This is a genomic window from Nocardia altamirensis NBRC 108246 (assembly GCF_001612685.1).
Taxonomy (GTDB): Bacteria; Actinomycetota; Actinomycetes; order Mycobacteriales; family Mycobacteriaceae; genus Nocardia; species Nocardia altamirensis.
Window position 1 is genome coordinate 86,193 of record NZ_BDAY01000029.1, and the last position, 22,594, is coordinate 108,786.

At 65.3% G+C, this 22,594-nt stretch carries 26 protein-coding genes; 12 read left to right on the top strand and 14 right to left on the bottom strand.

Annotated elements, in window-relative coordinates:
• Nucleotides 1-106 precede the first annotated feature (106 nt).
• Nucleotides 107-262: an NUDIX hydrolase gene (locus NA11_RS45665; protein ID WP_167837658.1), complete on the top strand. Its 156-nt coding sequence runs from the start codon at nt 107-109 to the stop codon at nt 260-262.
• 1 nt (nt 263) lies between these two features.
• On the opposite strand, the gene NA11_RS45670 is transcribed toward NA11_RS45665, so the two are convergent.
• Together NA11_RS45670 and NA11_RS17180 are read right to left on the bottom strand one after the other, a co-directional pair.
• A complete protein-coding gene (locus tag NA11_RS45670; protein ID WP_141717646.1) occupies nt 264-533 on the bottom strand; it encodes a sterol carrier protein domain-containing protein in 270 nt (89 codons plus the stop codon).
• Nucleotides 515-1,402, bottom strand: a complete 888-nt coding sequence (locus tag NA11_RS17180) for a phosphotransferase (RefSeq protein WP_069162914.1) — start codon at nt 1,400-1,402, stop codon at nt 515-517. The genes NA11_RS45670 and NA11_RS17180 overlap by 19 nt, the downstream gene beginning before the upstream one ends.
• 229 nt (nt 1,403-1,631) lie before the next feature.
• On the opposite strand from NA11_RS17180, the gene NA11_RS17185 reads away from it, so the two are divergent.
• The 3 genes from NA11_RS17185 to NA11_RS17195 all read left to right on the top strand — a co-directional run bounded on the left by NA11_RS17185 (nt 1,632) and on the right by NA11_RS17195 (nt 3,115).
• Nucleotides 1,632-2,120 (top strand): NUDIX hydrolase, encoded by a 489-nt coding sequence (locus tag NA11_RS17185; RefSeq protein ID WP_069162963.1) that lies wholly within the window; start codon nt 1,632-1,634, stop codon nt 2,118-2,120.
• A 144-nt stretch (nt 2,121-2,264) separates the two neighbouring features.
• Nucleotides 2,265-2,456, top strand: a complete 192-nt coding sequence (locus tag NA11_RS17190; protein ID WP_069162915.1) for a hypothetical protein — start codon at nt 2,265-2,267, stop codon at nt 2,454-2,456.
• Between the two features lie 293 nt (nt 2,457-2,749).
• On the top strand, nt 2,750-3,115 hold the full coding sequence (locus NA11_RS17195) for a nucleoside triphosphate pyrophosphohydrolase family protein (RefSeq protein WP_245745922.1): 366 nt from the start codon (nt 2,750-2,752) through the stop codon (nt 3,113-3,115).
• Nucleotides 3,116-3,176: 61 nt separating this feature from the next.
• Here NA11_RS17195 and NA11_RS17200 read toward each other — a convergent pair whose 3' ends face one another.
• Nucleotides 3,177-4,175: a DnaB-like helicase C-terminal domain-containing protein gene (locus tag NA11_RS17200; protein ID WP_141717648.1), complete on the bottom strand. Its 999-nt coding sequence runs from the start codon at nt 4,173-4,175 to the stop codon at nt 3,177-3,179.
• Between the two features lie 44 nt (nt 4,176-4,219).
• On the opposite strand from NA11_RS17200, the gene NA11_RS44820 reads away from it, so the two are divergent.
• The 4 genes from NA11_RS44820 to NA11_RS17220 all read left to right on the top strand — a co-directional run bounded on the left by NA11_RS44820 (nt 4,220) and on the right by NA11_RS17220 (nt 7,793).
• The gene (locus NA11_RS44820) at nt 4,220-5,308 is read left to right on the top strand and encodes a DciA family protein (RefSeq protein WP_069162917.1); all 1,089 of its coding nucleotides are present in this window, start codon (nt 4,220-4,222) and stop codon (nt 5,306-5,308) included.
• Between the two features lie 97 nt (nt 5,309-5,405).
• Nucleotides 5,406-6,326: a CPBP family intramembrane glutamic endopeptidase gene (locus NA11_RS17210; RefSeq protein ID WP_069162918.1), complete on the top strand. Its 921-nt coding sequence runs from the start codon at nt 5,406-5,408 to the stop codon at nt 6,324-6,326.
• Nucleotides 6,327-6,914: 588 nt separating this feature from the next.
• Nucleotides 6,915-7,139 carry a hypothetical protein gene (locus NA11_RS17215; protein ID WP_141717650.1) on the top strand — a complete coding sequence of 75 codons (225 nt, stop codon included), beginning with the start codon at nt 6,915-6,917 and terminating at the stop codon, nt 7,137-7,139.
• A gap of 60 nt (nt 7,140-7,199) precedes the next feature.
• The gene (locus NA11_RS17220; protein ID WP_069162920.1) at nt 7,200-7,793 is read left to right on the top strand and encodes a hypothetical protein; all 594 of its coding nucleotides are present in this window, start codon (nt 7,200-7,202) and stop codon (nt 7,791-7,793) included.
• A 124-nt stretch (nt 7,794-7,917) separates the two neighbouring features.
• On the opposite strand, the gene NA11_RS17225 is transcribed toward NA11_RS17220, so the two are convergent.
• Both NA11_RS17225 and NA11_RS46655 read right to left on the bottom strand, forming a co-directional pair.
• Complete coding sequence (locus NA11_RS17225; protein ID WP_069162921.1) at nt 7,918-8,760, bottom strand: hypothetical protein; 843 nt, start codon at nt 8,758-8,760, stop codon at nt 7,918-7,920.
• The gene (locus tag NA11_RS46655; RefSeq protein WP_174567692.1) at nt 8,741-9,826 is read right to left on the bottom strand and encodes a hypothetical protein; all 1,086 of its coding nucleotides are present in this window, start codon (nt 9,824-9,826) and stop codon (nt 8,741-8,743) included. Before NA11_RS46655 ends, NA11_RS17225 begins: the two co-directional genes overlap by 20 nt.
• Nucleotides 9,827-10,167: 341 nt before the next feature.
• Here NA11_RS46655 and NA11_RS17235 point away from each other — a divergent pair, with 341 nt between their 5' ends.
• Nucleotides 10,168-11,022, top strand: coding sequence for a hypothetical protein (locus NA11_RS17235; protein ID WP_069162922.1), 855 nt, complete (start codon nt 10,168-10,170; stop codon nt 11,020-11,022).
• 266 nt (nt 11,023-11,288) lie between these two features.
• On the opposite strand, the gene NA11_RS17240 is transcribed toward NA11_RS17235, so the two are convergent.
• From NA11_RS17240 to NA11_RS17255, 4 genes are all read right to left on the bottom strand, one after another.
• Nucleotides 11,289-12,731: a hypothetical protein gene (locus NA11_RS17240; RefSeq protein WP_141717651.1), complete on the bottom strand. Its 1,443-nt coding sequence runs from the start codon at nt 12,729-12,731 to the stop codon at nt 11,289-11,291.
• Nucleotides 12,732-12,969: 238 nt separating this feature from the next.
• Nucleotides 12,970-13,266: a hypothetical protein gene (locus tag NA11_RS17245; protein WP_069162923.1), complete on the bottom strand. Its 297-nt coding sequence runs from the start codon at nt 13,264-13,266 to the stop codon at nt 12,970-12,972.
• Nucleotides 13,267-13,579: 313 nt separating this feature from the next.
• Nucleotides 13,580-14,458, bottom strand: coding sequence for a hypothetical protein (locus NA11_RS17250; RefSeq protein WP_069162924.1), 879 nt, complete (start codon nt 14,456-14,458; stop codon nt 13,580-13,582).
• A 208-nt stretch (nt 14,459-14,666) separates the two neighbouring features.
• Nucleotides 14,667-15,866, bottom strand: a complete 1,200-nt coding sequence (locus NA11_RS17255; protein WP_141717652.1) for an integrase catalytic domain-containing protein — start codon at nt 15,864-15,866, stop codon at nt 14,667-14,669.
• 171 nt (nt 15,867-16,037) lie between these two features.
• On the opposite strand from NA11_RS17255, the gene NA11_RS17260 reads away from it, so the two are divergent.
• The 3 genes from NA11_RS17260 to NA11_RS17270 are packed head-to-tail and all read left to right on the top strand — an operon-like array spanning nt 16,038 to nt 17,688.
• On the top strand, nt 16,038-16,670 hold the full coding sequence (locus NA11_RS17260; protein ID WP_069162925.1) for a hypothetical protein: 633 nt from the start codon (nt 16,038-16,040) through the stop codon (nt 16,668-16,670).
• Between the two features lie 2 nt (nt 16,671-16,672).
• Nucleotides 16,673-16,984: a helix-turn-helix domain-containing protein gene (locus NA11_RS17265; RefSeq protein ID WP_069162926.1), complete on the top strand. Its 312-nt coding sequence runs from the start codon at nt 16,673-16,675 to the stop codon at nt 16,982-16,984.
• Nucleotides 16,981-17,688, top strand: coding sequence for a hypothetical protein (locus tag NA11_RS17270; protein WP_069162927.1), 708 nt, complete (start codon nt 16,981-16,983; stop codon nt 17,686-17,688). The genes NA11_RS17265 and NA11_RS17270 overlap by 4 nt, the downstream gene beginning before the upstream one ends.
• 260 nt (nt 17,689-17,948) lie before the next feature.
• Here the strand turns inward: NA11_RS17270 and NA11_RS17275 are convergent, their stop codons facing one another.
• From NA11_RS17275 to NA11_RS17295, 5 genes are all read right to left on the bottom strand, one after another.
• Nucleotides 17,949-18,368, bottom strand: coding sequence for a hypothetical protein (locus tag NA11_RS17275; RefSeq protein ID WP_069162928.1), 420 nt, complete (start codon nt 18,366-18,368; stop codon nt 17,949-17,951).
• A gap of 65 nt (nt 18,369-18,433) precedes the next feature.
• Nucleotides 18,434-18,682 (bottom strand): hypothetical protein, encoded by a 249-nt coding sequence (locus tag NA11_RS17280; RefSeq protein ID WP_141717653.1) that lies wholly within the window; start codon nt 18,680-18,682, stop codon nt 18,434-18,436.
• Between the two features lie 42 nt (nt 18,683-18,724).
• Nucleotides 18,725-20,488, bottom strand: coding sequence for a hypothetical protein (locus tag NA11_RS17285; RefSeq protein WP_069162930.1), 1,764 nt, complete (start codon nt 20,486-20,488; stop codon nt 18,725-18,727).
• 341 nt (nt 20,489-20,829) lie between these two features.
• Nucleotides 20,830-22,056, bottom strand: a complete 1,227-nt coding sequence (locus NA11_RS17290; protein WP_069162931.1) for a hypothetical protein — start codon at nt 22,054-22,056, stop codon at nt 20,830-20,832.
• 122 nt (nt 22,057-22,178) lie between these two features.
• The gene (locus NA11_RS17295) at nt 22,179-22,583 is read right to left on the bottom strand and encodes a hypothetical protein (protein ID WP_069162932.1); all 405 of its coding nucleotides are present in this window, start codon (nt 22,581-22,583) and stop codon (nt 22,179-22,181) included.
• Nucleotides 22,584-22,594: the final 11 nt, after the last annotated feature.

Genomic DNA, 22,594 nt, shown 5'->3' on the forward strand with positions numbered 1-22,594 from the left:
CGGCCGGACTTCGAAATCCTGCCAGTACGTTCAGTCTTGGGCACCGACGACCGGAAGCCACGGCACGGCATTGGTCGGGGTGTCGTGCCCGTCAAGAAGATGTTCGATGACTCACGTCGCTGGTGCGGGCCGTCCCGATGACATCGAGACCTCCGAGGTTCGCTGGATAGAGCCCAGCGAACTGCCAGGTTTGGATCTGCATCCGGTGATGCGCAAGCGGATCGCTGATGCCCTCGATCTGGCCGCGGCGACGATCGCCTGATTCAGAACAGGTCCGGCAACCAGGGTTCGCGCTCGCGGGTTGCCTGGACGAGCTGGGTCGATATCTGCGGTGAGCTGGTATCGACACCGTCGAAGCGGGCCGCTGCCGCAGCGCGGTAACCGCCCGCGTACCACGTCGCCAGCCGGCGTGCGTCAAACCGCACGACCGGGTCGGCTCCGAGCCCGGTGCTTGTCGGCTTGGGCGCGGCGCAGTAGCTGCCGTCACCATGGCGACGATCCAGGGTAGTGAAGCTTATGGGGCAGCGTGCCAGGTTGCGGTTTCATCCCCGCGCCGTAGGGAATCGATCCGGAACCTCAGCTCCTCACCTGCAGCGGTGTCACCTCGTCGCGCCCGACGGATGTAGGCGCTCAAGGTGTGCAGGCCACGAATCTGCTGCAGCACGGGGAATCCGCTCCACTCCCGCACGTCCCATCCTCGGTATCCGCGGGTAAACGCCGCGATGTCGGATTCAGATGTTCCGAAGCGGACGATGTCGTGATAGGTGTTGGCCAGGTCGAGTTCACGGGGCGCGAACGAGGCTTCGTCCCAGTCGCCGAGCAGCAGCTGCCCGTCGGCATCCCAGAGCGTGTTGCCGATGTAGGCATCACCATGAACCAGGCCGACACCGAGTTTGGAGTCGAGTTGTGTGTAGGCGGCGACAAGCTCATTTGCCCTTGCGCACAGCCAGTCTCGATCTTCTGAGTCGAGATGATCGGGGTGCTTGAGGTCGGAACGCAACGCTGCGAGCGGAACATATTCGGGAATGGCGATCATCGGTGGCAGTGGTAGTACGTGTAGACGGCGCAGGATCCAGGCGAACTCGTGAAACGCCGGGCCGCGTTGGTCTTCCTGTGGGTAGTGACGCCAGAACGTCACCGTCGCTTCATCGACCTCGACGGCGTCATCGATAAGTGGCTCGGTCACAGGAATGTCCTGATCTCTGAGCCACCGGGTCAACGCGATCGCGGTGCGGGCGTGCATGCCGTCACGGACGGAGTGCGTGATCCGTGCGACTGCGCCTTCGCGGGGTAGCAGGTAGACGCTGGTGGCGTGTGAACTCAGCAGTTGTGCCCCCGCTGCCGACAACCCGGCGTGCTCGGTGGCGGCGGACAGGTGTTGCTCATCTCGCAAAAGGTTCATCGGCACCAAGTCGGAGGAAGGCGATCACGAGGACAACGATCGGATCGCCCCACTGTACTGATAGTCGGGCGCTGAGAACCGCTGAACCCTCGGATGTTCGGCGCTCCGGCGTGGGTGGCACGACGGCTCAACGAAATCGGCGACCATCGAGCGAGGACTCAAGTGCATCAGGTTCACATTGCGCGGTGCGCGAACGCAAGGGTGTTGCGGCGCTAGCGTGTTGGCCGTGATGTTTCGCTGGGTTGCGGGGCCTGTTCCAGCTGGCATGGCGGTGGATCAGGTGTATGGATGGTTGCTGGATGCGACGGGCCGGGTGCTGATCCAGGATGTCGGCGGCGGGTACAACTTGCCCGGCGGGTCGCCGGAGCCGATTGACGGCAACGACCCTGCGGCCACCTTGCGGCGTGAGGCGATGGAGGAATCGCAGGTCACGGTAAGCGAGGTCGTGCACCTTGGTTACGAGGAGACTCAACGCGCTGGACAGACGGTGGCGTTGGTGCGGATGGTCGGCCGTGTCGGGCAGTTCTTGCCACGCCACCCCGATCCTGATGGTGGCCGCTTGTTCCGGCGGTGGATGGCGTCGCTGGATGACGCCCCTGATCTGTTGGGATGGGGGAGCTTCGGTCGTGAACAGGCTGCGGCTGCCGGAGCGGTCGCTGAGGCTTGGTGGGGGTTGCCAGTGTGGTCGCCGAGTGCGGTTGCGTCGTATCGGGATTGACCACACGACCCACTGCGACGGCGGCTCATTGGGGATTCAGTTCAGCGTCTGGGTTGTCCAGTGCTCCGGAACGCTGGCGATGAATGGGTCCGTCGAATTCACGGGTCGGTGTTTCTCGACGCGCGGCCGGTAGCGTGAGCAGCCATGACCACCACCGAACGTGATGAAACCTCGGTGACCGTGACCAGTGTCGCGCCCTCGCTGATCGGCGCGCTACTGCGAGCAGCGGCCCACGCAGCCGAGCGAGGCGAGACCTGTATCGGCACCGAGGACATGCTGTTGGCAATCCTCGAGGCGTCAACGATCTCGACCCGTCAGCGCCGCAGCGGGCATTGAGGTTCGAAGAGTTGAAAGCGCTTGCTGCGCAAATAGTTCCAACGTCGCAGGGCAGTGCTGAACACGGTCTATCGCGGCGGGTCACGGTTACCTACGAGTTGTCCGGACCGAATGCAGAGCAATTCCGTGCGGCTATAGAGCAGCAGCGCTGACCAGGCAGTCGCATCCATGTCTCAGCCCGGACCAGGCTGGGACTTGGAAGGATGACCCGGCCGTCGCTAGGCAATGCCTGCGCACTGAGTGATCGTCCATTGATGGGTCCGAGTAAGAGACCGACAGATCGGCGGATTCCGGTGCAGGACAGCGGATCAGACCGCACCAACGTGCGCTGGGCGGAGTTGGGCCAGCGCCTTGATGCCATTTCAGAGGTTTATGCCGAGCGCTATGGCATCGACCGAACGCCGGCATGGCACGCAATGAAGATCTGCGAGGAGTCCGGCGAGTTGATGCAGTGGTTCCTGGCCTCGATCGGGCAAGGTCGAGCGCGCGGGAAAACGCCTGAGCAACTACAGAATTCGGTCGATGATGAGATCGCCGATGTTATCTGCCACGCAGTCCTGATGGCCCATCACCGCGGCACCGATCTGGGTGCGGTCATCACCCGGAAATGGTTGCGAGCTGTCGAAAGCGCCGAGGGAAGCCGGGGCGGCCCAGGCTAGTTGCGCGGAATCATGCCCGCTGCGGTTATCGGCGCGTCGGCCCGATACATCATCACGTTGGTCAGGGCGTAGGTTCGCGGAATCGGGCGAGGTGGAGTTGGTGTTCGAGGAGGAAGGTCACTGTGGGGCCGTGGCGGTTCTTGGCCAGGCGAAGGTCTGCTTCGCCTCCTCGGGGATGGTCGGGTTCCCAGGCGTCGGGTCGTTCGAGGAACAGCACGTAGTCGGCGATGTGGGCGATGCTGCCGGAGTCGCGGAGATCGGCCAGGCTGGTGGCGACGGGGAAGGGTTGGCGCGGGCCGGGGTTGGTCGACATCTGCGAGGTCACGACGATGGCGGTGTTGGTATCGAGTGCGAATACCTTCAATTGCCGGGTGATTTCGCCGATCTCGCGCTCGCGGTTCTCATAGGGCGGTTCCTGGCGGGCAGTGAGCAGGTGCAGTGAGTCGATCATGATCAGTTCGATCTCGAACTGGTCGATCAGGTTGCTGAGGAACCGTTTTACTGCGGTGATGTCCCTGTTCTTGGGGCGGGTGATCGCGATCGGCGCTTCGCTGATCTCGGACATGCGTCTGGCCAGTTTGGTCCAGTCGTCGTCGGTCATCCGGCCGGTTTGAATGTCGTGGTAGTTGATCTTCGCTTCCGCGGCGAGCAGCCGCCGCGTCACCGCTGTCGGTGCGCTGTCCAGGACGAGGCATGCGGTGGGCATGCCGCGCGAGATCGCAGCGAATGCGGCGATGTTCAACGCCAGGGTGCTGCACCCCACGCCGGGATGTCCGGCGATCACGGTCAGCGTCCCCCGCGCCAAACCTCCGGTGAGTTCATCGAATTCGGTGAAGCCGGTGGGGACAGACCCTGGTGCTGGCGGCCCGCCGGCCACCGCGCGAGCGTCGATGTCATCGATGGTCGGCTGAAGCAGCCCCTCCAGGAATGTTCCATCGGCGCCCTCGAAGGTGTCCGCGAGCGCATCATCGACAGGCGCGCGAGCCTCATCTGCGGTGTCATCGGCGGGGGGCTGGGTTGGCTCGGAGGAGGCGGACACCCGCTCGTTATACCTCAGCATCGCGACAGGATTGTCCACTATGTAGCGGAAGGGGAAGTGCCGAAGTGCCTCTGGAAGATTGGGATGATCTTGTCGGTGCGGAGTTCGCGGATTGTTCGGTTCCGGTGACGTTGTGCGACGGCGTGCTGACCGTCGTTGCCGCCTCACGAGCGCGGGCTGCTCAGCTGCGCGCGAGCCGGTACGAGCTGCTGGGGAGAATCCGCACCACGCTCGGTGAGCAAATGGTCACGAGCCTGCAGATCGTGGACCCAACGGTGGCGATGACCGGGGAGTACGCCTTGCTGGAGCTGCTGCAGCCGACAATGGACCAGATCGACGCGCTCGACGCGGCCGGCGCGCGCCGAATTCCGACGGGCTTCGCCGAATTCGACCTGCTCACCAGTGGCGGGCTCGAACCGGGGACATTGACCGTGCTCGCCGGTTATCCCGGTGCCGGATCCAGCACGCTCGCGCTCGGCTTCGCCCGCGCCGCGGCGTTGCGGCACGGTATCCCGACCGCGTACTTCACGCTCAAGGCCTCGCCGATAGCGGTGACTCAGCGCCTGCGATCGGCCGAAGCGGGCATCGCGTTGAACAGCATCCAGACCGGCCTAATTTCGGCCGCGGATCGGAAGACCCTGAAGCGCTGCACATCTGAGATCGACCACGCACCGTTGCAGATCCGCCGCCCGCCCGATCACGATGTCACCGTCCTCGCTGAACAGATCATAGAGCTGGCAGAGGCAGGCACGCGCCTGATCGTTATCGATCCGCTGGACAGGATCACCGACAGCGGCGAGCGGCCGTGGGAAGGCCAGGAACGTGAGGCCGCCGAGGTCACCCGCCAGCTCAAAGCCCTCGCCCTCGACAGTGACACCGTGATTGTCACTACCGCCCACCTGGCTTCGCCTCGCCAGCGCACCGACTTCCGGCCTCACTTGTCTGATATCCGCGAGTCGGGCTCTATCGCCCATGTCGCCGACCTCGTCGTCCTCATCCACCGGCTGAGCCTGTGGACCGACGACCAGCCTCGCGGCGCCGAGGTCGATCTGATCTTTGCCGAGCATCGCCACGGACCCACCAACGTGGAGATATCGGTCGAGCATCAGCTGCATCTGTGCCGGCTGATCGAGATGAGGTTTCCGCACGTGTGAGGGCGAGACGCGGATCCCGGCGCGGACTGGATCTGGTGGCACACCGGCGGTGTGGCGCCGACGGTTCCCTGGCGTTGATCACGGTTGAATCGTTCGCATGGACGAAGAGCCGGATCAGGTGCGCGACACTGCGAGCCCGCCTGCGGTGGGGCGGGTGGTGGCTGTTGGGACGGTGCGCGCATTGCTGTTCGGGGTATGGGCACTGCTGGCGCTGTTGGTGGTGGTGTTCTGGATCGCGGTCTGTTCGGGGTCGGTAGGGGATTTCCTCTCGCCACCGACCGGTGGCCGGGCGGTGGACGTGACGCCCTCGATTGGTGAGGCGCGTGAGTCGCTGGTTGACACCGTGATCCTGGTGATCGTGCAGGCCGTGGTGATCGCCGCGATGGTGGTGGCGGTTCCGCGTGTGCGCGCCTCGCATCCGCGTCACCGCTTGCCGGTGCCGGGGGAGTCGCGGTCTCGGCGATGGGTGTACACGGGCGCGGTCTTCGCGGGGGCGGGGTTGATCGCGGCGCAGGTGTTCGCCGGGCCGGATGATCCGATCCGGCCCGGAGGCCTTGGCTCGGACACGACCGCGCGCCTGCTCGCCGAGGCCCGCGCCTTGTTGGCCGGATTTCTGGAGGAGCCGTTCTTTTCGATGCTGCCGGTGCTCGGGTTGGCGCTAGTCCCGCTGCGGTGGACTCGCGGGAAGCGGGCCGTGGTGTGGTTGGTCGTCGCTGTTGTCGTCTCGGCGTGCGGGCGCGCGGCGTTGCACATGTATCAGGGTGGGTGGCCGGCTACGGCTGCGATGTTCTGGGGTGCGGCCACCGTTTACGCCTACTACCGGTACCGGTCGATCATGGGGCTGATCGTTGTGCACACGCTATGGAATCTGGTGGCCATCACCCAGTTCGGCGACTCGCACATCGACCACGTCATCCTGGTCGGATTTGCGGTGCTGGTCGCGGGATTTGTCGTCGCGGTGACCTGGTCCGGAATGCGTACACGGGCAACGGATCCCAGCCCGGAACCTGACGAGTGAACTCCGTGGCGTGGGTGCGGATGCCATGTCAATCGGGCTGCTGCGGCAGAGGCTCGCCCCGTGGAGTCGTTGGTTGTGCCACAGAGTTCGCGTGCGAACCCCTGGAACTCGGTGGCGTAGAGCCCGGCGGGGGAGTCGGTGTAGGCGAGTGCGGAGGCGCGGCTGCTCCAGGCGAATCCCAGCAGTAGCGAGAATCAATGCTGTGCGAGCCCGTGCCCGGCAAGCCGTTGAGGGTGGATGGCCGAAGAAAAATCGAGCTGGTCGATCGCTACTCAGGAAACACGTACTGGCCTGGCGGGTAGATTTAGGCGGCCGTGGTCGAGGTCGCCGATGTGGATCTCCTGCCGCGGTGAATGTGTCGCAGATGATCTGCCCCGGCACGGCGCTGACGTGCTCGTGTTGATCGCGCTGGGAGTCGACAGGCTTGCGGGCCGGGCTGTGTCATAACCGGTTGTACTCGTCGGGAGGAATCAGATGGTGGACAAGGTCTCCAGCAAAGCTGGGCTGAATCGGGGTGGGCCGCAATCGTCGGGGTCGGACTGGGCGATCATCTTGTGCCCGTTGTGCCGCGGGCGCGGTGTCGCTGCGATGATCGTGCTGCGCGGGACCGGCGAGAGCTCCGAGGATCCGGTGATGTTCCCGGCGCACGGTGATGGGGAGTGTTTGGATCGGGAGACCCGCGCGAGCGCGGTGTTCGAGGCGATGAAGGCTGCTGGCGCCGCGACCGTCGACGAAGTGAAAGATGATCCCGTCCTGGCCGCTACGGTGCTGAGAATTCTTCGCGATGATGCCTTGGAGGCGACGCGACGGTGAACCCGGCCGGCGGCCGCGGCGGATTTTGACCACCCCAATTCCAGACCATATGGTCTGGTTGTGAATGGGCAAGCCTTGGCGGTGGAATTGCGGCAGGCAGCGTCGGCGCGTGCCGATGGTGGCGATGAGCATCTGGTGGAAACGATGTGGGCGGCCAGGCAGGCCGGGATGGCTGATCGGGAGATCGTCCGGTGCTTGGCGGGTACGTGGTCGCCGGAGGCGTCGCTCGCTGTGCTGGAGGCCGCCGAGTGGCGTGCCGGTGTGGTCCGGGTGCTGACCGAGGCGGGGTTGGTTGTTGGGCGGATGGATTCGCCGGCGCCGTCGTCGGGCGATGTTGTTGATGTGCGTCTGTCGATCGTGGACGTCGGTCGCAGGGAGCTGGTGGCCGACTTGGGGTTTGCGCCGCGGGCACCGAGTAACAGATTTCGTGAGTCGGAGACTGTCCAGGAGTTCGGCGCGCGGGTAATGGCGGCCGCGAAACAGCAGTGGGTGGATGCGGTGCGGCGGCGTGCGATGGTGATGGTGCCAGCGTTGCGCGCGGCCGGTTGCCGGATCTTCGAGTGCAACGCCGGTGGCATCACTGAGCTGACCGAGGGTCCGGCCATCGACTATCTGACGGCGAAGGTCCTGGTGAAGGTGCTGATCTCCCACTAGCCGTGTGCCCCTGCCGATTTCGCCCAATTCGCGTGCATGGAGTGCCTGCTGAGCGGAGCGGCCACCGAGACCTCGGATTGAACCAGCAGCCGAAGGAATCTACTGGTAGTCCTGGATTCCAGGATCAGGTTGGCGTGTGGAGGGTTTCGAGAAGGTCGGCGGCGAGGATCGAGACTGCGGCCGAAACTTGTGCGGGTTCGCCGACGCCTTCCTCGGCCCGCCCGGCCATCGTGGCACCGAGTGCGGTGGGGCCGGAGGCGAACAATTCCTCGAGGTAGCTCAGCGCGTCATCGGTGGCTTGGTGACTGATGTCCTCGGCGAGCAGCGCGGTGAAGGTCGTTCGCAAGGTGTCGGTGTCGATGGCGGCGAGGATCCGGTAGACGTCGTGGGCGTCTTTGTCGTTGAGCCGGTGCGGGGAATCGACGCGTTCGGCGATCTTGTGGCATTTCGCGACGAGCAGGGCAGCGGGTCCGGCAACAAGGGCGGTGATCCGGCGCTGATCGTCGGGGTCGAGGGCGGTCACGATGATCTCGCTGTGATCGATCAGGGTCGCTTCGAGTCCTCGGGCCCGGCGGGTGGCTTTGTTGTCGTGGGGTGGGATGCGGGCGCCGCGGGTGTGCTTGGTGCCGGGCCCGGCGAGTTGCTCGGGCACCATGAGGTCGACTGGGATCCCGGCCGCGTTGACCCAGGAGCCAGGCTGTCCCGTGCAGGAGGGAAAGAACTCGGCCTTGCGCATGACCGCCTCGATTGTGGGATCGGTGCCGAAGCTGCGGGGATCGAGCACGATATCACTGTCCTTGGTGGACTCGGCGAGCGCGACGCTGATGCCGCCGGTGCGCAGGTAGACCGCTTGAGCGCCGATGACGATGACGGCGTGGCGGTGTTCGGCGAGCGCGTCGAGAGCGTCGAGCAGGACCGTGCGTGCGCGGATGAGCAGGTCGAACGGGTCAACGCCAGGATTGTTCATCGCGTCCCATCCAGTTGAGGAGTTCTTCTGCCTCCGAGGGAGCTCGTCCTGGCCCGGTCATGAGATCCACGGCGACCTGGGTGGGCGCGGCGATCCGCAATCCGTCGAGCGCCTCGGTGGTTCGTGCGAGGAGGACAGGATAGGCAGGTTGGGCGATCAGAACGTTGGCACCGGTGTCGGTGTCGCGCAGATTCCACGCGGCGGCGGCGCCGGCCGGGTCGGGGGTGTAGATCATCGCCGAGCGTGCGGGTGCGTAGGAGGCCCATGCGGCGGCCGCGATGGAGCCGGTCACCGCGTAGTCGCTGAACCCGGCGGTGCGGATCTGGTCCAGTAGCGCGGGCAGGCCCCGCGGGGCGATCCAGCGGGTGATGGTGTTGGTGTGCAGGTATTGGTAGTCCTGGCTCCAACGGCGTAGCAGCGCGGTCCAGGCCACGATGTTGATGAGACCGTCCTCGCGGGTGGCCAGCCCCTCGCCCTCGAGGAACTCGATCACCCGGTAGACCGAGCCGGTCGAGGAGCGTGAAATGTCGACGAGCTCGCGGATTTTCCACGGCCCGGGAAAGTCCAGGAGTGCCCGCACGACTTTCGCCGCCGGTTCGCCTTTGAGTGTGCCGCGCGGGCGCCCGGGCCCGCGCCAGGGATCGGCATCAGCACCGCGGTCGCGCAGGTACACGGCTGGCGACTCGGCCTGGATGAGCAGGTTGCCGGTCGCGTCGAGGTAGGAGAGCCCGGCGTCGGTGAGGCGTTCTCGGGTGGATCGCGACAGGTGCCGGGCGAAGACCACACCGATGCTTGCCGGGTATTCGGCCAGCACGGAGGCGAGTCGAGTGCGCAGCGGGCCGACATCGCCTGCGCGGAATACGTTCTTTGCTTCCACGACGAGGATGACCTCACGCCCGTCCGGGGCGCGAACGGTGAACAGCGCGTCGGCTCGACCGTCACTGCGCAGGAGTTCGGGACGCTCGGTGAGCGACCAGGACGAGGGCAGACGGTCGCGAATCGCTGTCGCGCCTGCGGCGAGTATCTGCGCCTCGGTCCGTGGTGGCGCTGTATCCAGATCGGTCATGTTCAGATAATATCATCGTTCCGTACGGTACGGAAATAGGTAATTAACTGAACATGCGCGGTGGTGTCGGATCAAGCGCTGCGTGCTGCGGGCGATGGGTGGGCGTGATGTGGGGACGGCTTCGTCGTCGGGGTAGCGGGATGGTGCGGCTGTTTCAGCTGGGTGTCGCGATAGGGTGGGTGCGGCCGCTGCGCCGGCCGGAATCCGCGCCGAGTTGCCCACGCCGATCGGCATGGCGGACAAGGGTCTGTGACTGTGCGCAGCTGGTGGTGCTCTGATCTTGTCCATGCCGATCCATGGGGCAGGGCGCGTGGGGTTCTTGCCCGGAACAGGGTTTCGACATGACGAGGGACAAACAACGCAAGCGGGCGGCACGCGAGCACGCGGAGGCACAGGGCATCCGGTACACCCGCGCGAGGCGGAAACTGGGCGCGGGATCCGACGCCCCTAGCGGAGACGATGCCGGTCGCGGCGCCGACTGCACGGTGGTGCAGGTGCAGCAGATGGCCGAGGATGTAGCCCATCGTGTGATGGCACTGGGCTACATCCCGGAGCAGCCGGTCGCGCATCGCGCTGATCATCTCGGTCAATGCCTGAGCCGCGAGATATACGGCACCGCGGTCGAAATGGCTCACCGTTCGGCCGTATACGTGAGCTCATACGCGCGCTCGGGCGTCGTTGATGAGATGTCGGTGCACCATGCCCGCCAAGTCGTCGGACTGCTCCTGCGTGCGCAGGCGGCGACACGAGAAGCGTTGGCGCAGATGACTTCTGAGGCAACACAGTGTGCGGTGCGGCTGCTGGAAGTGACTCAATCGGCGATGGTGAAATCGTGCCAGCTGGCCCAGGACACACGGATGCCGCGCAACGAATGGTTCTGCGACATCACGGGTTTGGCCCAGGCGTGCTCGGCCGGCGCCCGCGATCTGCGGCTGGCGGTGCGAGACAGTGAATGCGGGTGCGTGGTGGAGATGCCGCCGGGATGTGTCGGTCATGTCGCTGAGGAGTTCGTGACCTGGACCGGCATCCCCGGCATCAAGATCGAGGTGCTCGGCGAGGACCAGGCCGCGATCGAACTCGTTCGGCGACGGGCCGACGGACTGCGTGAGACCGAGCATTGGCTGCTCGGCCCTCGATGGTGGGAAAGAGAACGGGCACTGGCACCCCAATCGCCCTTCACTGCTGCGTTCACGTAGCCCCGACCCGCCCGGTTCCGGGCTTGCACACGTGAGCCGGCCCGGAACCGGGCGACGAACGCCACTCCATGGATCCGTACCGAAGAATGCCCACTGCGAAGTTCGGCGCCCGGTGGCTCAACTCCTGGCGTGGAAGTCTGAAAGACCCTGGAAGGAAATGTAATTCGCGTATTGCACGCGGGGCTCGGAAGTATTCGAAAGTGGGGCGGGCTGGTTGTCGACCCCAGCCCGCCCCGGCCGGGTCCGACCGCGCGGCGAGGCTGGGTTCAGTCGGTTTGCGGTGGGAGGGCGCGTTCGAGGAACTGGTCGTAGGCCTGGTCGGGCAGGGCGCCGTCGGTGGCGAGGGCGAGTTGCAGGGCTCGGATGCTGCTGGCGCGGGGGAGTTCGAGGTCGCGTTGGGCGTCGCCGATGATCTCGTTGAGGATGCGCGCGCCGGTTTCGGGGTCGTGGCGGACGAGCCAGTCGAGCATCGTCGCGATCTGCTGATTCACGGTGAAGAGCGGCCTTTTCGGTGGCTGGCCGTTGTTGAGCTCGGTCTCCAATTTGAGGCTGTCGGCGAGATCGGCCAGCACCGCGGCGCGGATGGTGGCGGCCAGCGGCTCCAGGGGAATGGTGCGCTCGAGGTCGACGGCCACGGTCCAGGCCAGACTGCGCGCGATCTGCTGTACCGCTTGCTCATCGACCGGCGCGTCGGAGGCCGGCGCCCGGCCGGACAGCCGCTGCCACAGGGGGCGGTGCGGTGGTTGCGCGAACCGGTGGCGGTGTCGGTGGAGCAGGTCCTGGGTGAACATCTCGGTGTGGCGGTCCCAGATCTCTTTGAGCCCGATGACGACGTCAGGGTTTTCGGGGGTGGGGCCGGACATAGCGGATCGTAGGCCTTCTCCGGAACGATGTCGTGTTTCGAGCCAGTCCGCGGCGACGGGTTTCGACCATGCGGGCCGGCCGCCGGTCGTGGTTTGCGGGTCGGGGAACTCGATGCCACGGGCGAGGAAGGAGCGGGCGATTTCGGGGTCGATCTCGCCTATCTCGGCCAGGGCGTCGAGGTCGACGAGCTGATCTGCGCTCAGTTCGGGCGCGCTCAGGTCGACGACGCAGTCGGTCAGCGGTCGCGAGCGTGCGGTGCGGTGGAATGCCCACAACGCCAGGTGATCGATCCAGTTCTGCGGGGTGTGGCCGGGGGTGATGTCATCGATGCCGAGTATCGCGGCCCGGTCGGGATCGGTGTCGGTGCCGTCGAGCAGATCGGCGGCAGTGACGGTGGCCGCGTCCTGCGCAGGGCGGTGGACGTAGCGCCCGGCGGCGCTGTCGTAGACCTGACGGGGCCGATACCACTGGTGCCCGTCCCACCAGTAACCGCCCGCGCGGAACAGCAGCGGGCCGTCGGCGGCGTCTATCCACGCGGTATGCAGGGTCGAGGCGTCCTTGTCATGCATCAGCACGACGGTGCGGCCGTGGTCGGGGTGATGGCGTACGCACCAGGCGAATTCACCATTGCTCTGGTCGGTGGTGTAGGCAGCCCACTCGCCTTTGCCGGCCGAGGTATAGCCAGGGGCGTCGCTGCGGCCCCAGCTGCGGGTGCCGGAGTGCCGCCCGACGGCTTCGATCCATCGGGCGTGCTGGGGAAGGTGGGCATCGTCGACGAACGGCAAGCCCGGAACCGGGTGATCGGTGGACAGGCCGTTGGCCACAGGGAGTTTGTGCCGAATCACTCGTTCCGCCCTTTCGGATGAGGTTGTTGCGCCTGCGAGAAACCGGGAGGCACGACCGCTTCTGCGAGAAGTAGAGGCGATTCCCAGGCTTGACGCCCTAGATCGGCTGCGGATGCCTCATGTACTCCCTCGCCAGGACTCAGCGCACACTCCGTGCCCAGCACAGTAGATGAGGGCACCGACACGATGGGGCGATCATGCTGTGCCACAACACTGTCGCGAGCTGAACCGGCTCTGCTCACGACGGTGTGTTCCTGGCCGATCTCTGGGTGGTGTGGCGGTGAGCAGGCTTGCTGATGGTGAGTTCGGTGGGGGAGAACGCAAGAGTGTCTTTCGATCCGGCGGGCCGAACCCGAACGTGGTCCGGTTCCGAAGAATCGGCCAGGGCGACGACCTTGCCCGATTGTCCCTCGGTGATCCCCACCGCGGCGGCGGTGAACCACACAGTGGGCGAACGGCCCTGGGCGATGGCAGCAGCGATCCGCTGTATTTCTGTGTCGGACAACGACTTCTGGTCGATTCGGCGAGACGGCATGACGGACTCCGGCGAAGGGAACGGATAATGCGCTCTCCAGCATGCAGGAGGGCACCGACACCGCGCGCACCGGCGAGATCCAGCGAGGGTGAACTGTGACGGCAGGTTGTAGGTGTCACCAGCCGCGGACGTCAGCCGTTGCATTCGGTGAGCGTTGCAGGCAGCAGTTGTCACCAAAAGCAGATTGCTCTTGTCGCCGACGCGGGACGAAGCACGCCGTCACCTCACCTCGAACATTCGGAAGCGCAATGGACACGACGCCCTACGGGTTGTGAAGGGAGAGCTGCGGTTACAGGCCACCCGAATCACCGATTCATGGCCGCGGTCGATAGGTGTCGAACCAGCTCGTGAGAATCTCATCGCTCGCGCAGCCGAGGTAGTCGCAAGCAGCCTGTGCGGCGAGATATACGAGCGAACTCGCCCCAGTGACGAGTGATTCCAAGTCGTCAACATCGGCGCGATATCTCACGACAACGTGGCTCCCGAGGTTCGTGGTTACGGATTGCGCCGACAGCGCCATCAGGTTGGGGTGCGAAAACAAGCTGAATGTGTCGTACAGGCCGGCAATGTTGTCCACGCCATGTGTAGACAACGCCCGGACCTGCTGTCCCAGCCCCGGATAGGTCTCGCCCTCGATCACCCAGGGAGGCGTTGTCGCTGGATCGCTCCAGGTGAGTTCTGCGTCGGGGAAACGCTGTAGGACCTGCTGACGAACGTTGTCACGGACCTCCTTGAACTCTCTTACCTTGGCATTCGGCAACTTCCGCGCTTTCGCCAGCCAGCAGGAGCGTTGCGCTGCCGCCAGTCGAGCCATCCATAGTCGCGCCATTCGGGCCTCCGGCGCGATATCGGGTTCGAGAAGCCACCCTGCGTATGCGACGTGCTCGGCGATCGCACGAGCAATTGGCCACGGCGCCAACGCCACAGTGCGGGTGTCCACCAGTGCCTTCAGGGCAAGCATGTGGTGTGCTGCGGCGTCGATCATTTGGACAGCGGCGATGCCGGTACAGGTACCTTCGGGCTTCGTCAGGTCCGGGGAGCGTGTCGCGAGCTCGGCATCATCGTGTGCGGCGCGAGATCCGGGCCGGGCCCCCTGGGCGAACTGCACGTTCGTCAGTGTCCACGCGGTGTGAAGCTCGTGGAGTTCGCTACTCCACCGCTCGAGCCGGTGCGCGTGGTCACTATCGGCCATCGGAACAGGCTAGTCGACGCAAGCGAACCGACCCATCCTAGGTGACAGATACAAGCTGCATGTGACACGACCGACCTGTCGTCACGTGAACAGTGTCGTTGTGTCGCAGACTGGTTCGCGCTGGCCTGGTGCACTGAGCGAATGGGCATACGACTGGCCGGGGCCCGTTGCCTCATGTCAATAGGTCCGCCAAGTTTGTATCGTTGCCTCATCCAGAAAGGTCCGCTTGCGCGGGGGCGGTGACTGCGGGTTTGCGGCTGGGTTGTCCCTTGGCGGTGGCGAGAGCGAGCAGTTCGTTGCAGAGTGCCTGGATGCGCCGCTGCACGGCGGCCGGGTTGAACGAGGCGTGTGTCTTGCTCAGCCGGCGTTTGGGCATCGCCTTCACATCCGGGTGGGTCATCACCCGGGCGTACGGGGTGGTCGCGGTGTCGTAACGCTTGGTGACCTTCGCGCCGTCGCGGACCTTGGAGATGAGTTTCTGTTGCGGATAGAAGTGGTTGGCGATCAGCCCCTGTTGCTCCCAAATCCGATTCAGCAGAACAACTTCGGCGTCAGTGTCGTAGCGCAGATATCCCACCAGCTGCCGCACATGGGTCCAGTTCTTCTGCTCCACGTGCGCGCCGTCGTTCTTGTTGCCCGACCGCGACCGGGTGAACTTCAACTCCTTGTCCTGGCAGTACCGCAACAAGTGGGCGTTGATGAATTCGCTGCCGTTGTCGCTATCGATCCCGAGGATCGGGAACGGAAGATGTTCCACCACATCGGTTATCGCGGCGAACACGTGCTTCTGAGCCTTGTTGCGCACCGCCCGGTTCTCGGTCCACCCGGTGGCGATGTCGGTGACGGTCAACGTGAAGCAGAACTCCCCGCGCGGGTTGCCGCCCTCGTGGCCGACCAGGTCGATCTCCACGAACCCCGGCGTGTTCTCGTCATGATCGGCCCACGTACGCATGGGAATTCGCGATTTCAGCAACGACCCCGGCTTGGTATGGGAGCGGCCCTTGACCTGCAGCCGCGTTTTGGCTTTCGCCAGGCGCCGGTCGATCGTGGCCGCCGACATCGACATCAGCGCCGCGGCGGTGTCGTCGTCGATGTCCAGCTCGCCGTGACCACGTAGCAGCGGCACCAACTCCGCGAGCACCGGCGCCAACCGCTTGCCCGCCGGCGCGTTCAACACCGCCCAGCACTTCTCCAGCGCAGCAATGACTTCCGGGCCGTAGGTCGGTGCACGCGGCACGCGCGCCTTGACGATCCTCGGCGTCAACGCCGCCCGCAACACCCGCCGCGCATAATCGCGGTGGTAGCCGGTCACCTGGCACACCGAATCCACAATCGCCGCCTTCTGCGCCTTCGTGCCGTTGCGATACCGCACAGCCTGCGAGCGGGTGATCGCCTTGCGACTCGCCATCGACAGCTCCATCACCCCGGTGAACCGCAAACAACCAGCTCACAGACGGAGGCGCGCCGAAACGATCCGGACCTTCTCAGATGAGGCAACGAACCGATCTACGCGGACCTTTTTGATGAGTCAACGCGCGGGGTTGACTCTATCGTTTCCCGATACCTATCATTTTCCGATATGTATCGTGAAACGATAGGGGACGTGGTGGCCGACCGCGATCGTGACGAACCAGAACTGCGGCGGTTGAGCCTGCCTTTGTGGCCGGGAGCCGATCGCCGCGGTTGGGATCGTCTCGGTTGGCTGGCAGGGGTGGCGGCAATGTTCGCCGTGTTGGCGCTGCCGGTCTGGTACACGCTGGAAAGCATTGTGTGGCCGTCGGTGTGGGTGCGCTCGGATATCTGGGTGGACGGGCGGCGGGTGGAGAAAATGCAGGTCAGTTTGCAGGGGGCGGAGTGGCTTCAGCGGGTGGAAGTGGCTGCGCCGGGGGTAATCCTGTTGCTGTTCGCGGCGGTTCCGGGCTATCTGCTGATCCGGATACTCCTGTTCGGAGAGCTGTCCGGTGAGGCCTTTTCCGAGGAGGTCATCGCTGTGATCGCGAGCGCGCGGCGCTGGATCCTTATCGCGGCCATGGTCTTCGCGGTGTCGTGGATTGTGTGCGCGTGGCTGCTGGGCAGGGACATGGATGCTCGGGTTTCGCTGCCGTCGGATGTGTTGCTGATCGTGTTCATGGTGGCTGTGGCCGCTGAGATCTATTCGGTTCTCGCGCCGATCGGGCGCCGAATGCGCGATGAGCTAGACGAGGTGGTGTGAGGATGGCGGCCGAGGACGGTCCCCGTATCGAGGTCCGGTTGGAGCAGATGCGACAGCGTCGGAAGATCACGATGGCGGAGCTGGCCCGCCGGGTCGGCATCACCGAGCCGAACCTGTACGCGCTGCGACGTGGCTCGAAGAAAGCTATCCGGTTTCCGACACTGGCCATGCTGTGTCAGGAATTGGATTGCACGGTAGGCGAATTGCTGGTCTACATCCCCGGACCACCGGCACAGCAGGCCGCGCCCCGGGACAGCGGCACTACGGAAACCGGCGAGCAGCAGCTCGAACAGTACATCGAGGCCATCGGATGAACGATCACAACACAGAGGTAGCCATGAGTGAGCTGGCAGATCCCGCGATCCCCAAGGCGGTGCGCTCGTGGATCCGTGACTTTCGGGAGGTGGGCCTCGAACCCGAGGTCGAACACATCGAGCGGCGCTGGCGTCTGTCGGTCACCACCGAGCATGCGGCGACCGAGCTGTGGCTGAAGCGAACACCGTCGGGCAGCTGGAAATGGGCGGACGCCTCACTCACCGTCGACGGCGAGCCCCGGCCCCTGGCCCATGATGCGGCCGACCTTGCCCGGATCTTCCGCGAAGCAAATCAGGCCTGCGAACTCGTGCAGGCCGATCCGATGCCACCACCGTGCGCGCCGGACTCGGCACCGCCGCGTGTGCAGCAGGAGTATTGGGCCCTGGTACGCCACATCGGGGATGAGACGCAGATCCAGCTGGGACGCGACGGCAACCAGTGGTTCATCGGCCTCGATGCAGGAGGAGCCGCGCTGCGGATGCGTTTTCGGCGCACCAGAACCGAGGGCCTTCTGATGCGCCTGCAGGTGATTGTCGACGGCCAGGATCGCTCCGAGCAGGCCCGAGGTGACCTCGCGCAGGCGCTACAGCTCATGATGCCTGCCCAGGAGTCCGGGCCCGCCGATCCCGGCATGAATCCATCATCGGCTGCCCTCCCCGCGAGTTCCGCGGGCTCACGCAAAGGCACCGTCATGCGCAACTAGCGAGCCCGGAACAGCCACACCCACCCTCGACCGGTAGCAACAGAAACGCGGCGTCGAGTAGTGAAGCCGTTGTCCAGCAACAGAATTGCGCTATGCGCGCGAACCTGGGTATCAGCGGGTGTCATGATCGTTATGCCGTTGTGTTGCAGCCGAATACGTCCCAGTCCCGTTGTTGTGGGTGACGACTTTCGTGTGGCGATACGATGGTGGCCTCACATGTTTGGCCGGAATAGGATCGAGGGCTCTGTTGCCCTCGGTTGTCATTCGGGCCCGGTCGCGCGCATCTCTCCCACGAACAAGTCGGTAGCTGTGCGCGCCGCGGCCAGCCGCTGCGGGGCCGAAAGCCCAGCGCAGGCCGCATCCAGTGCTGCCGTGTCGCCGTCGAGGCCAGTCAAAGCCATCTGGCGAAACCCCACCGGCACCGGACTGTCGGTGTCGCCGGTGTCTACCAAGTCCACCGGCAGAGCGCCCAGAGTGTTGTGCACGGCGACCAGGGCAAGTTCTACGAGCTGCGCAGTGGTGGGCACATCCTCGGCGATCAGCGTCAACATTGCTTCCTGGCACGAAAGGCATTCATCGAACGCCGCGCCGACGAGCTGGCCCAGAAGAGCGGTGTCCGCTCCGCCGTCGGTCACCTCGCTCAGCGGGAGCTCGAATCCGTCGTGCGCGTGGTCGGTCACAAGTAGATGGTGTCACCGATCGCCCCGGTGTGTTCGAGCGACGACGAATCGACCACACTCGGTGCTCAGCCGGGAGAGACGACCTTCGGAATGCCGACCCAGGCCACTGCGGCCAGGACAAGCCCTACGGCGGCGAAGCCGGTAGCGAACCACTCGCCGGAGCTGGCCGTGGTGGCGAGGAGGACGGCCGGCGGCAGGACCAGTAGCAGCAGGAGCAGACGGCCGAGAACGGTACGGCCGTTGCGCAGCAACAGAATTCCGCTCACCGCACCCAATATCGCGAGCGGGGCAAGAGCCATAGCAATCGATGTCACGCCGCACACCTCGCTTCCAGATAGCGTCGATGTAGTGGGGTGTCAGCATATCGGTGAGACCCGTACTGTGGCGCTGCCGGGCAATGCCGGTGTCATGAGAGCGCCGCGACCGGTGTAGACGAACGGGTCCGACAGGCGGGTGCCGTCCGGAGTGGTGACCGATGGCGATACGACCAGCAGTACCGGATCGGCCGGGTCGCACAGCCATCCGATCGCTTGTTTCGCGGTGGGGCGCGCGGCGAGGTTGTACTCGAAGTCGATCACGAATTCGTCGGGTTCGCCGAGCAGTTCGGTGAATCGTCCCCCCAGCCACGCCGCCTCAGCAGTGGTGTCCGGATCGCCGAAGTCGATGCTCGACCAAGGCAGGAAACCTTCTGTGCCGCAAAGGGATCGGTAGAGATACGCTGTCGCGCGGGCTTGTGTGGGCCGGTCGGTGTGCCCGGCGCGGGCACACAGTGTGTCTGCGAGTGCGCGCACTGATCCGAGAAGAGTGCCGGCGGCTTGGCTTGCCTTCATCTGCCTGGGCGACAGTTCGGGATGCAGTTCGACCGTGGGCCACGGCGTTCGTGGGGTGGCCGGGCGGCCCGACAGTGCGATGGCGAGTTCGGTGAGGTGGCCGATCAGTTCTCGGTCCTCGTCGGTGCGGGCGTTGGTGATCCCGGCAAGGTGTTCGGCGGTGGTGGGCACTCGGATGAGGGACTGGAAGTAGCGGGCGAAGAGCCACACCGTGACCGCGCCGTAGGGGCCGCCCTCGAAGAAGGTCGCAGGTGCCTCGACCCGGAATTGCCCGGGTGATCCTGACTCGGTGATCGCGGCGTGGATCGCGGCGGCGTCGACGGCTACCCGGTACACCCCGGCAGGTGTGGGGGCGCAGTAGCCACACCGCTCTGCTGGGCCGTTCACCGGCGCGAAGTGCCCGGATCCGTGGCAGTGCGGGCAGGTGAACCACCGCACGGTGGCAGGATCGGGAAGCTGTGCGCGGTCGAGGTCGGGCTTCAGCGCCGCGGCCATCCGCGGAGTGTGGGTGTGGCCGTGACGCAGGATTTCGCGGGCGAGTTGCCTGATCGTCTGGTGGTCGTCGCTGGTGCCGCCCTCGATCCGGAGCTGGAGCCAGGGTTCGCCGATGGTCCGAGCGGTGTATTCCTCGGCGGCGTGGCGCAGGCAACCGAGGGCAGTGATCATCTGCGGCACCTCACCATGGCCGGCGGTGTCGTAGACGGCCAGCCGAACCGGCACCGGGCTTGCGTTCCAGCAACTGGTGCGGGGATGGGACAGCGACAACTGGGCCAGCATGCAGGAGCGCTCGGCCGCAGCCCGCGCGGCGGCACCGAGCATCCGCCCACGAACCATGTCGGTTGCGAACCGCGCCGCTGCGCCGCCGCGCAGGCACCGTTGCGCCCACACCATCCGGACTTCGAACCGCTCGACGATGCCTACTCGATGGGTGGTTGCGGCGCCGTCCTCGTCGGGCTCGGTGAGTTCGTCCAAGGCCTCGAGGGCTTCTCCGACGACGACGCGGAACCGTTCGGCGTTGGAGCATTGGATGATCTGGTAGGGGAATCCGCCCAGGACGACCGCGGAGACCGGGGAGAGGTCGGTGTCGAGCCACTGCCGTAGCCGATCGGCGAGGACCGTCGCGATGGCGATCACCGATGCTGTTGTGGGATCGCCTATTTCGTGCCAGGTGCCGTGCTCGTCGAAGTAGCGGGTGCGCTGGCCGTCGAGTTCACGACGCGCTCGGCTGTAGGGGATCCCGTTCTCGTGGGCGTATGTGCGAACGATGCGGGCCCTGTTGTTTTTGGTCATGTCCGAATTCCCTTGCCCGGCAGTGACCCCACGCGTCCGCCGGATGCCTCGGGTGCAGGACAGATCAGGCGACGCTGTATTCGCACGTATGGTCTGAGAACCCTTGTCCTCGGTCGCCATCCCGGCGTGGGCGGGGTTGTGGCTCGGAGACAGGCCGGTGCGCCAGCCGCCGCATACGCTACAGCCTCTGCGCCGGAGGGCAATGAAATCGCAAGGCGTGTCGCCCTACCCCGCTCGCAAGTCTTCCCGGGACGGACGATGTGTTGGATATATCGAACGGCAAGTGATCATCGTCGACGCGGGAGTGTGAGACAGCGATGCATCTCCGGAACGGTCCGCGGTCACTGGGCGGCGTGAGCTATGTCGGCAGCTGCCGTGGCGAGCGGCAAGGTGAAAGGGCCGACGTTGAGCGCGGCTCGAAGTGCTGCGACGCGGGCTGTGAGCGCGGTGCGGATATCGGCCAGTTCGGTGATGTGCGCGGCCATGATGTCCTGGTCGAGTTCGCTTCCGGCGGCGTCGATGTGGAGTTGGCGGATCGCGTCGTCGATGTCGATGTTCGCGGTTCGCTCGAGTGCGGCGAGTTCGGCCAGCATGTCCTCGATGGGCAGGAGGTCGGCACGGTAGCGGTGCAGCATCGTGACCAGCTTGACCAGTGCGATCCAGGCGGCGTCGGCGGCTTGGCTGGCTGTCCTGGTCGACTCCCGCAGCGCGGCGGCGACCCGATCACTGTCGCTGGTGATGACGGTCGCCCGGACTTTCCAGATTCGCCAGGCGCGCATCTGGACATCGTCGAGGACTTGTTCCAAATCTATTCGGGCGGTGTCGAGTACGTCGCTGCGCCAGGCCGGGCTGGTGCGGATCTCTTGTGCGAGTACGAGCGCGAGCCCGATTGTCCGTGTTTCGGGCCATGCTCGGGTTGGGCTGGTGTCGCGTAGTTCGGCTCGGAGGCGGTCTTCGGCGGGCAGTCCGGTCAGCTCGGAAGAGCCTGAATTACTCGGCCACCGCACCTGGGCGTCGCGTAGTTGGCTGCACTCGGCCGGGGTGAGGACCAATGGATGCGGTGCCCATCGTTCGCCGACCGAGACGATCGCTGATCCGATGGCCGCGCTCAGTAGTGCGCCACCGATCATTGCCGCGCCGATCACCAGCGTGGTGCCGTTGGTGTCGACCGGCTCTCCCATTACCAGTTGATGTAGCTCGTCGACGCCGGTCAGGACTCCAATGCACATGACTATTAGGCCGATGAGCATCCCGACTGCGGCGATCAGCATCAACAATCCGCTCGGAAGGCCGATCCAGAGCCGGTACAGGAGTCCGTTGTCGAGTGTGGTGCGTCCGATGGCGTGACGGCACCGGTGCTTCTCGACGAGTTCGGCTGGCAGTCCGCTGGTGTCGAGAGGCCGCCCAGCGGTGTAGCGGGTGAAGGCGGTGGCTATGGCCGTTTCCTTCCCCGCGGCCAGGGTGGCGAGCTGTTGTGTTGCCGCGTCGGTGTCCGACAGGCTCACCTCGCTGTGTGCACGCGGCACGACTCGGGAAGTGGCGTGGCGCCAGAGGGTCGGAAAGTCCACTCTTCCTCCTGTTGTCAGCCGGGCGGGCACCGTTGTCGAGGCTGCTGGAGCGCGTTTCTGCGTATCGTAAGGGCAGGTCCTGACACCTTGACCGTTCCCTTTCCCGCGCCCCCGCCAAACGGTCAATCGAGACGGCGGACGGCGTCGCGGGCCTCGTAGACCGATCCGGGGGCATCGTTGGCGTAGTCGGCGAGCTTGGCGTTCTGGGCGCGCTGCTGGAAGTCGTGCACCAACGGGACCAGGACCTCGGCGAGCCGGTCGCGGTAGCCGGATTCGGTGTAGTGGCAGGGGTAGGGGTGGTGCTCGATTTCGCCGGTGAATCCGAATCTTTTGTTCCACCCGATTCCGAAGGTGGTGTCGGTAAAGGTCAGTTCGACCGAGTAGGCCGGTGAGTGTGCTGCCATGAGCTCTTCGATGGTGTGGGTGGGGGCCATGAGGAGGTGCGGGTTGTCGATGATGACGTTTTCATCGGCGAGGATGTCGGTCGCCGCGTCGTAGGCTGCGACGATTTCAGGAAAGAGCGCCATCGTGGTCTCCG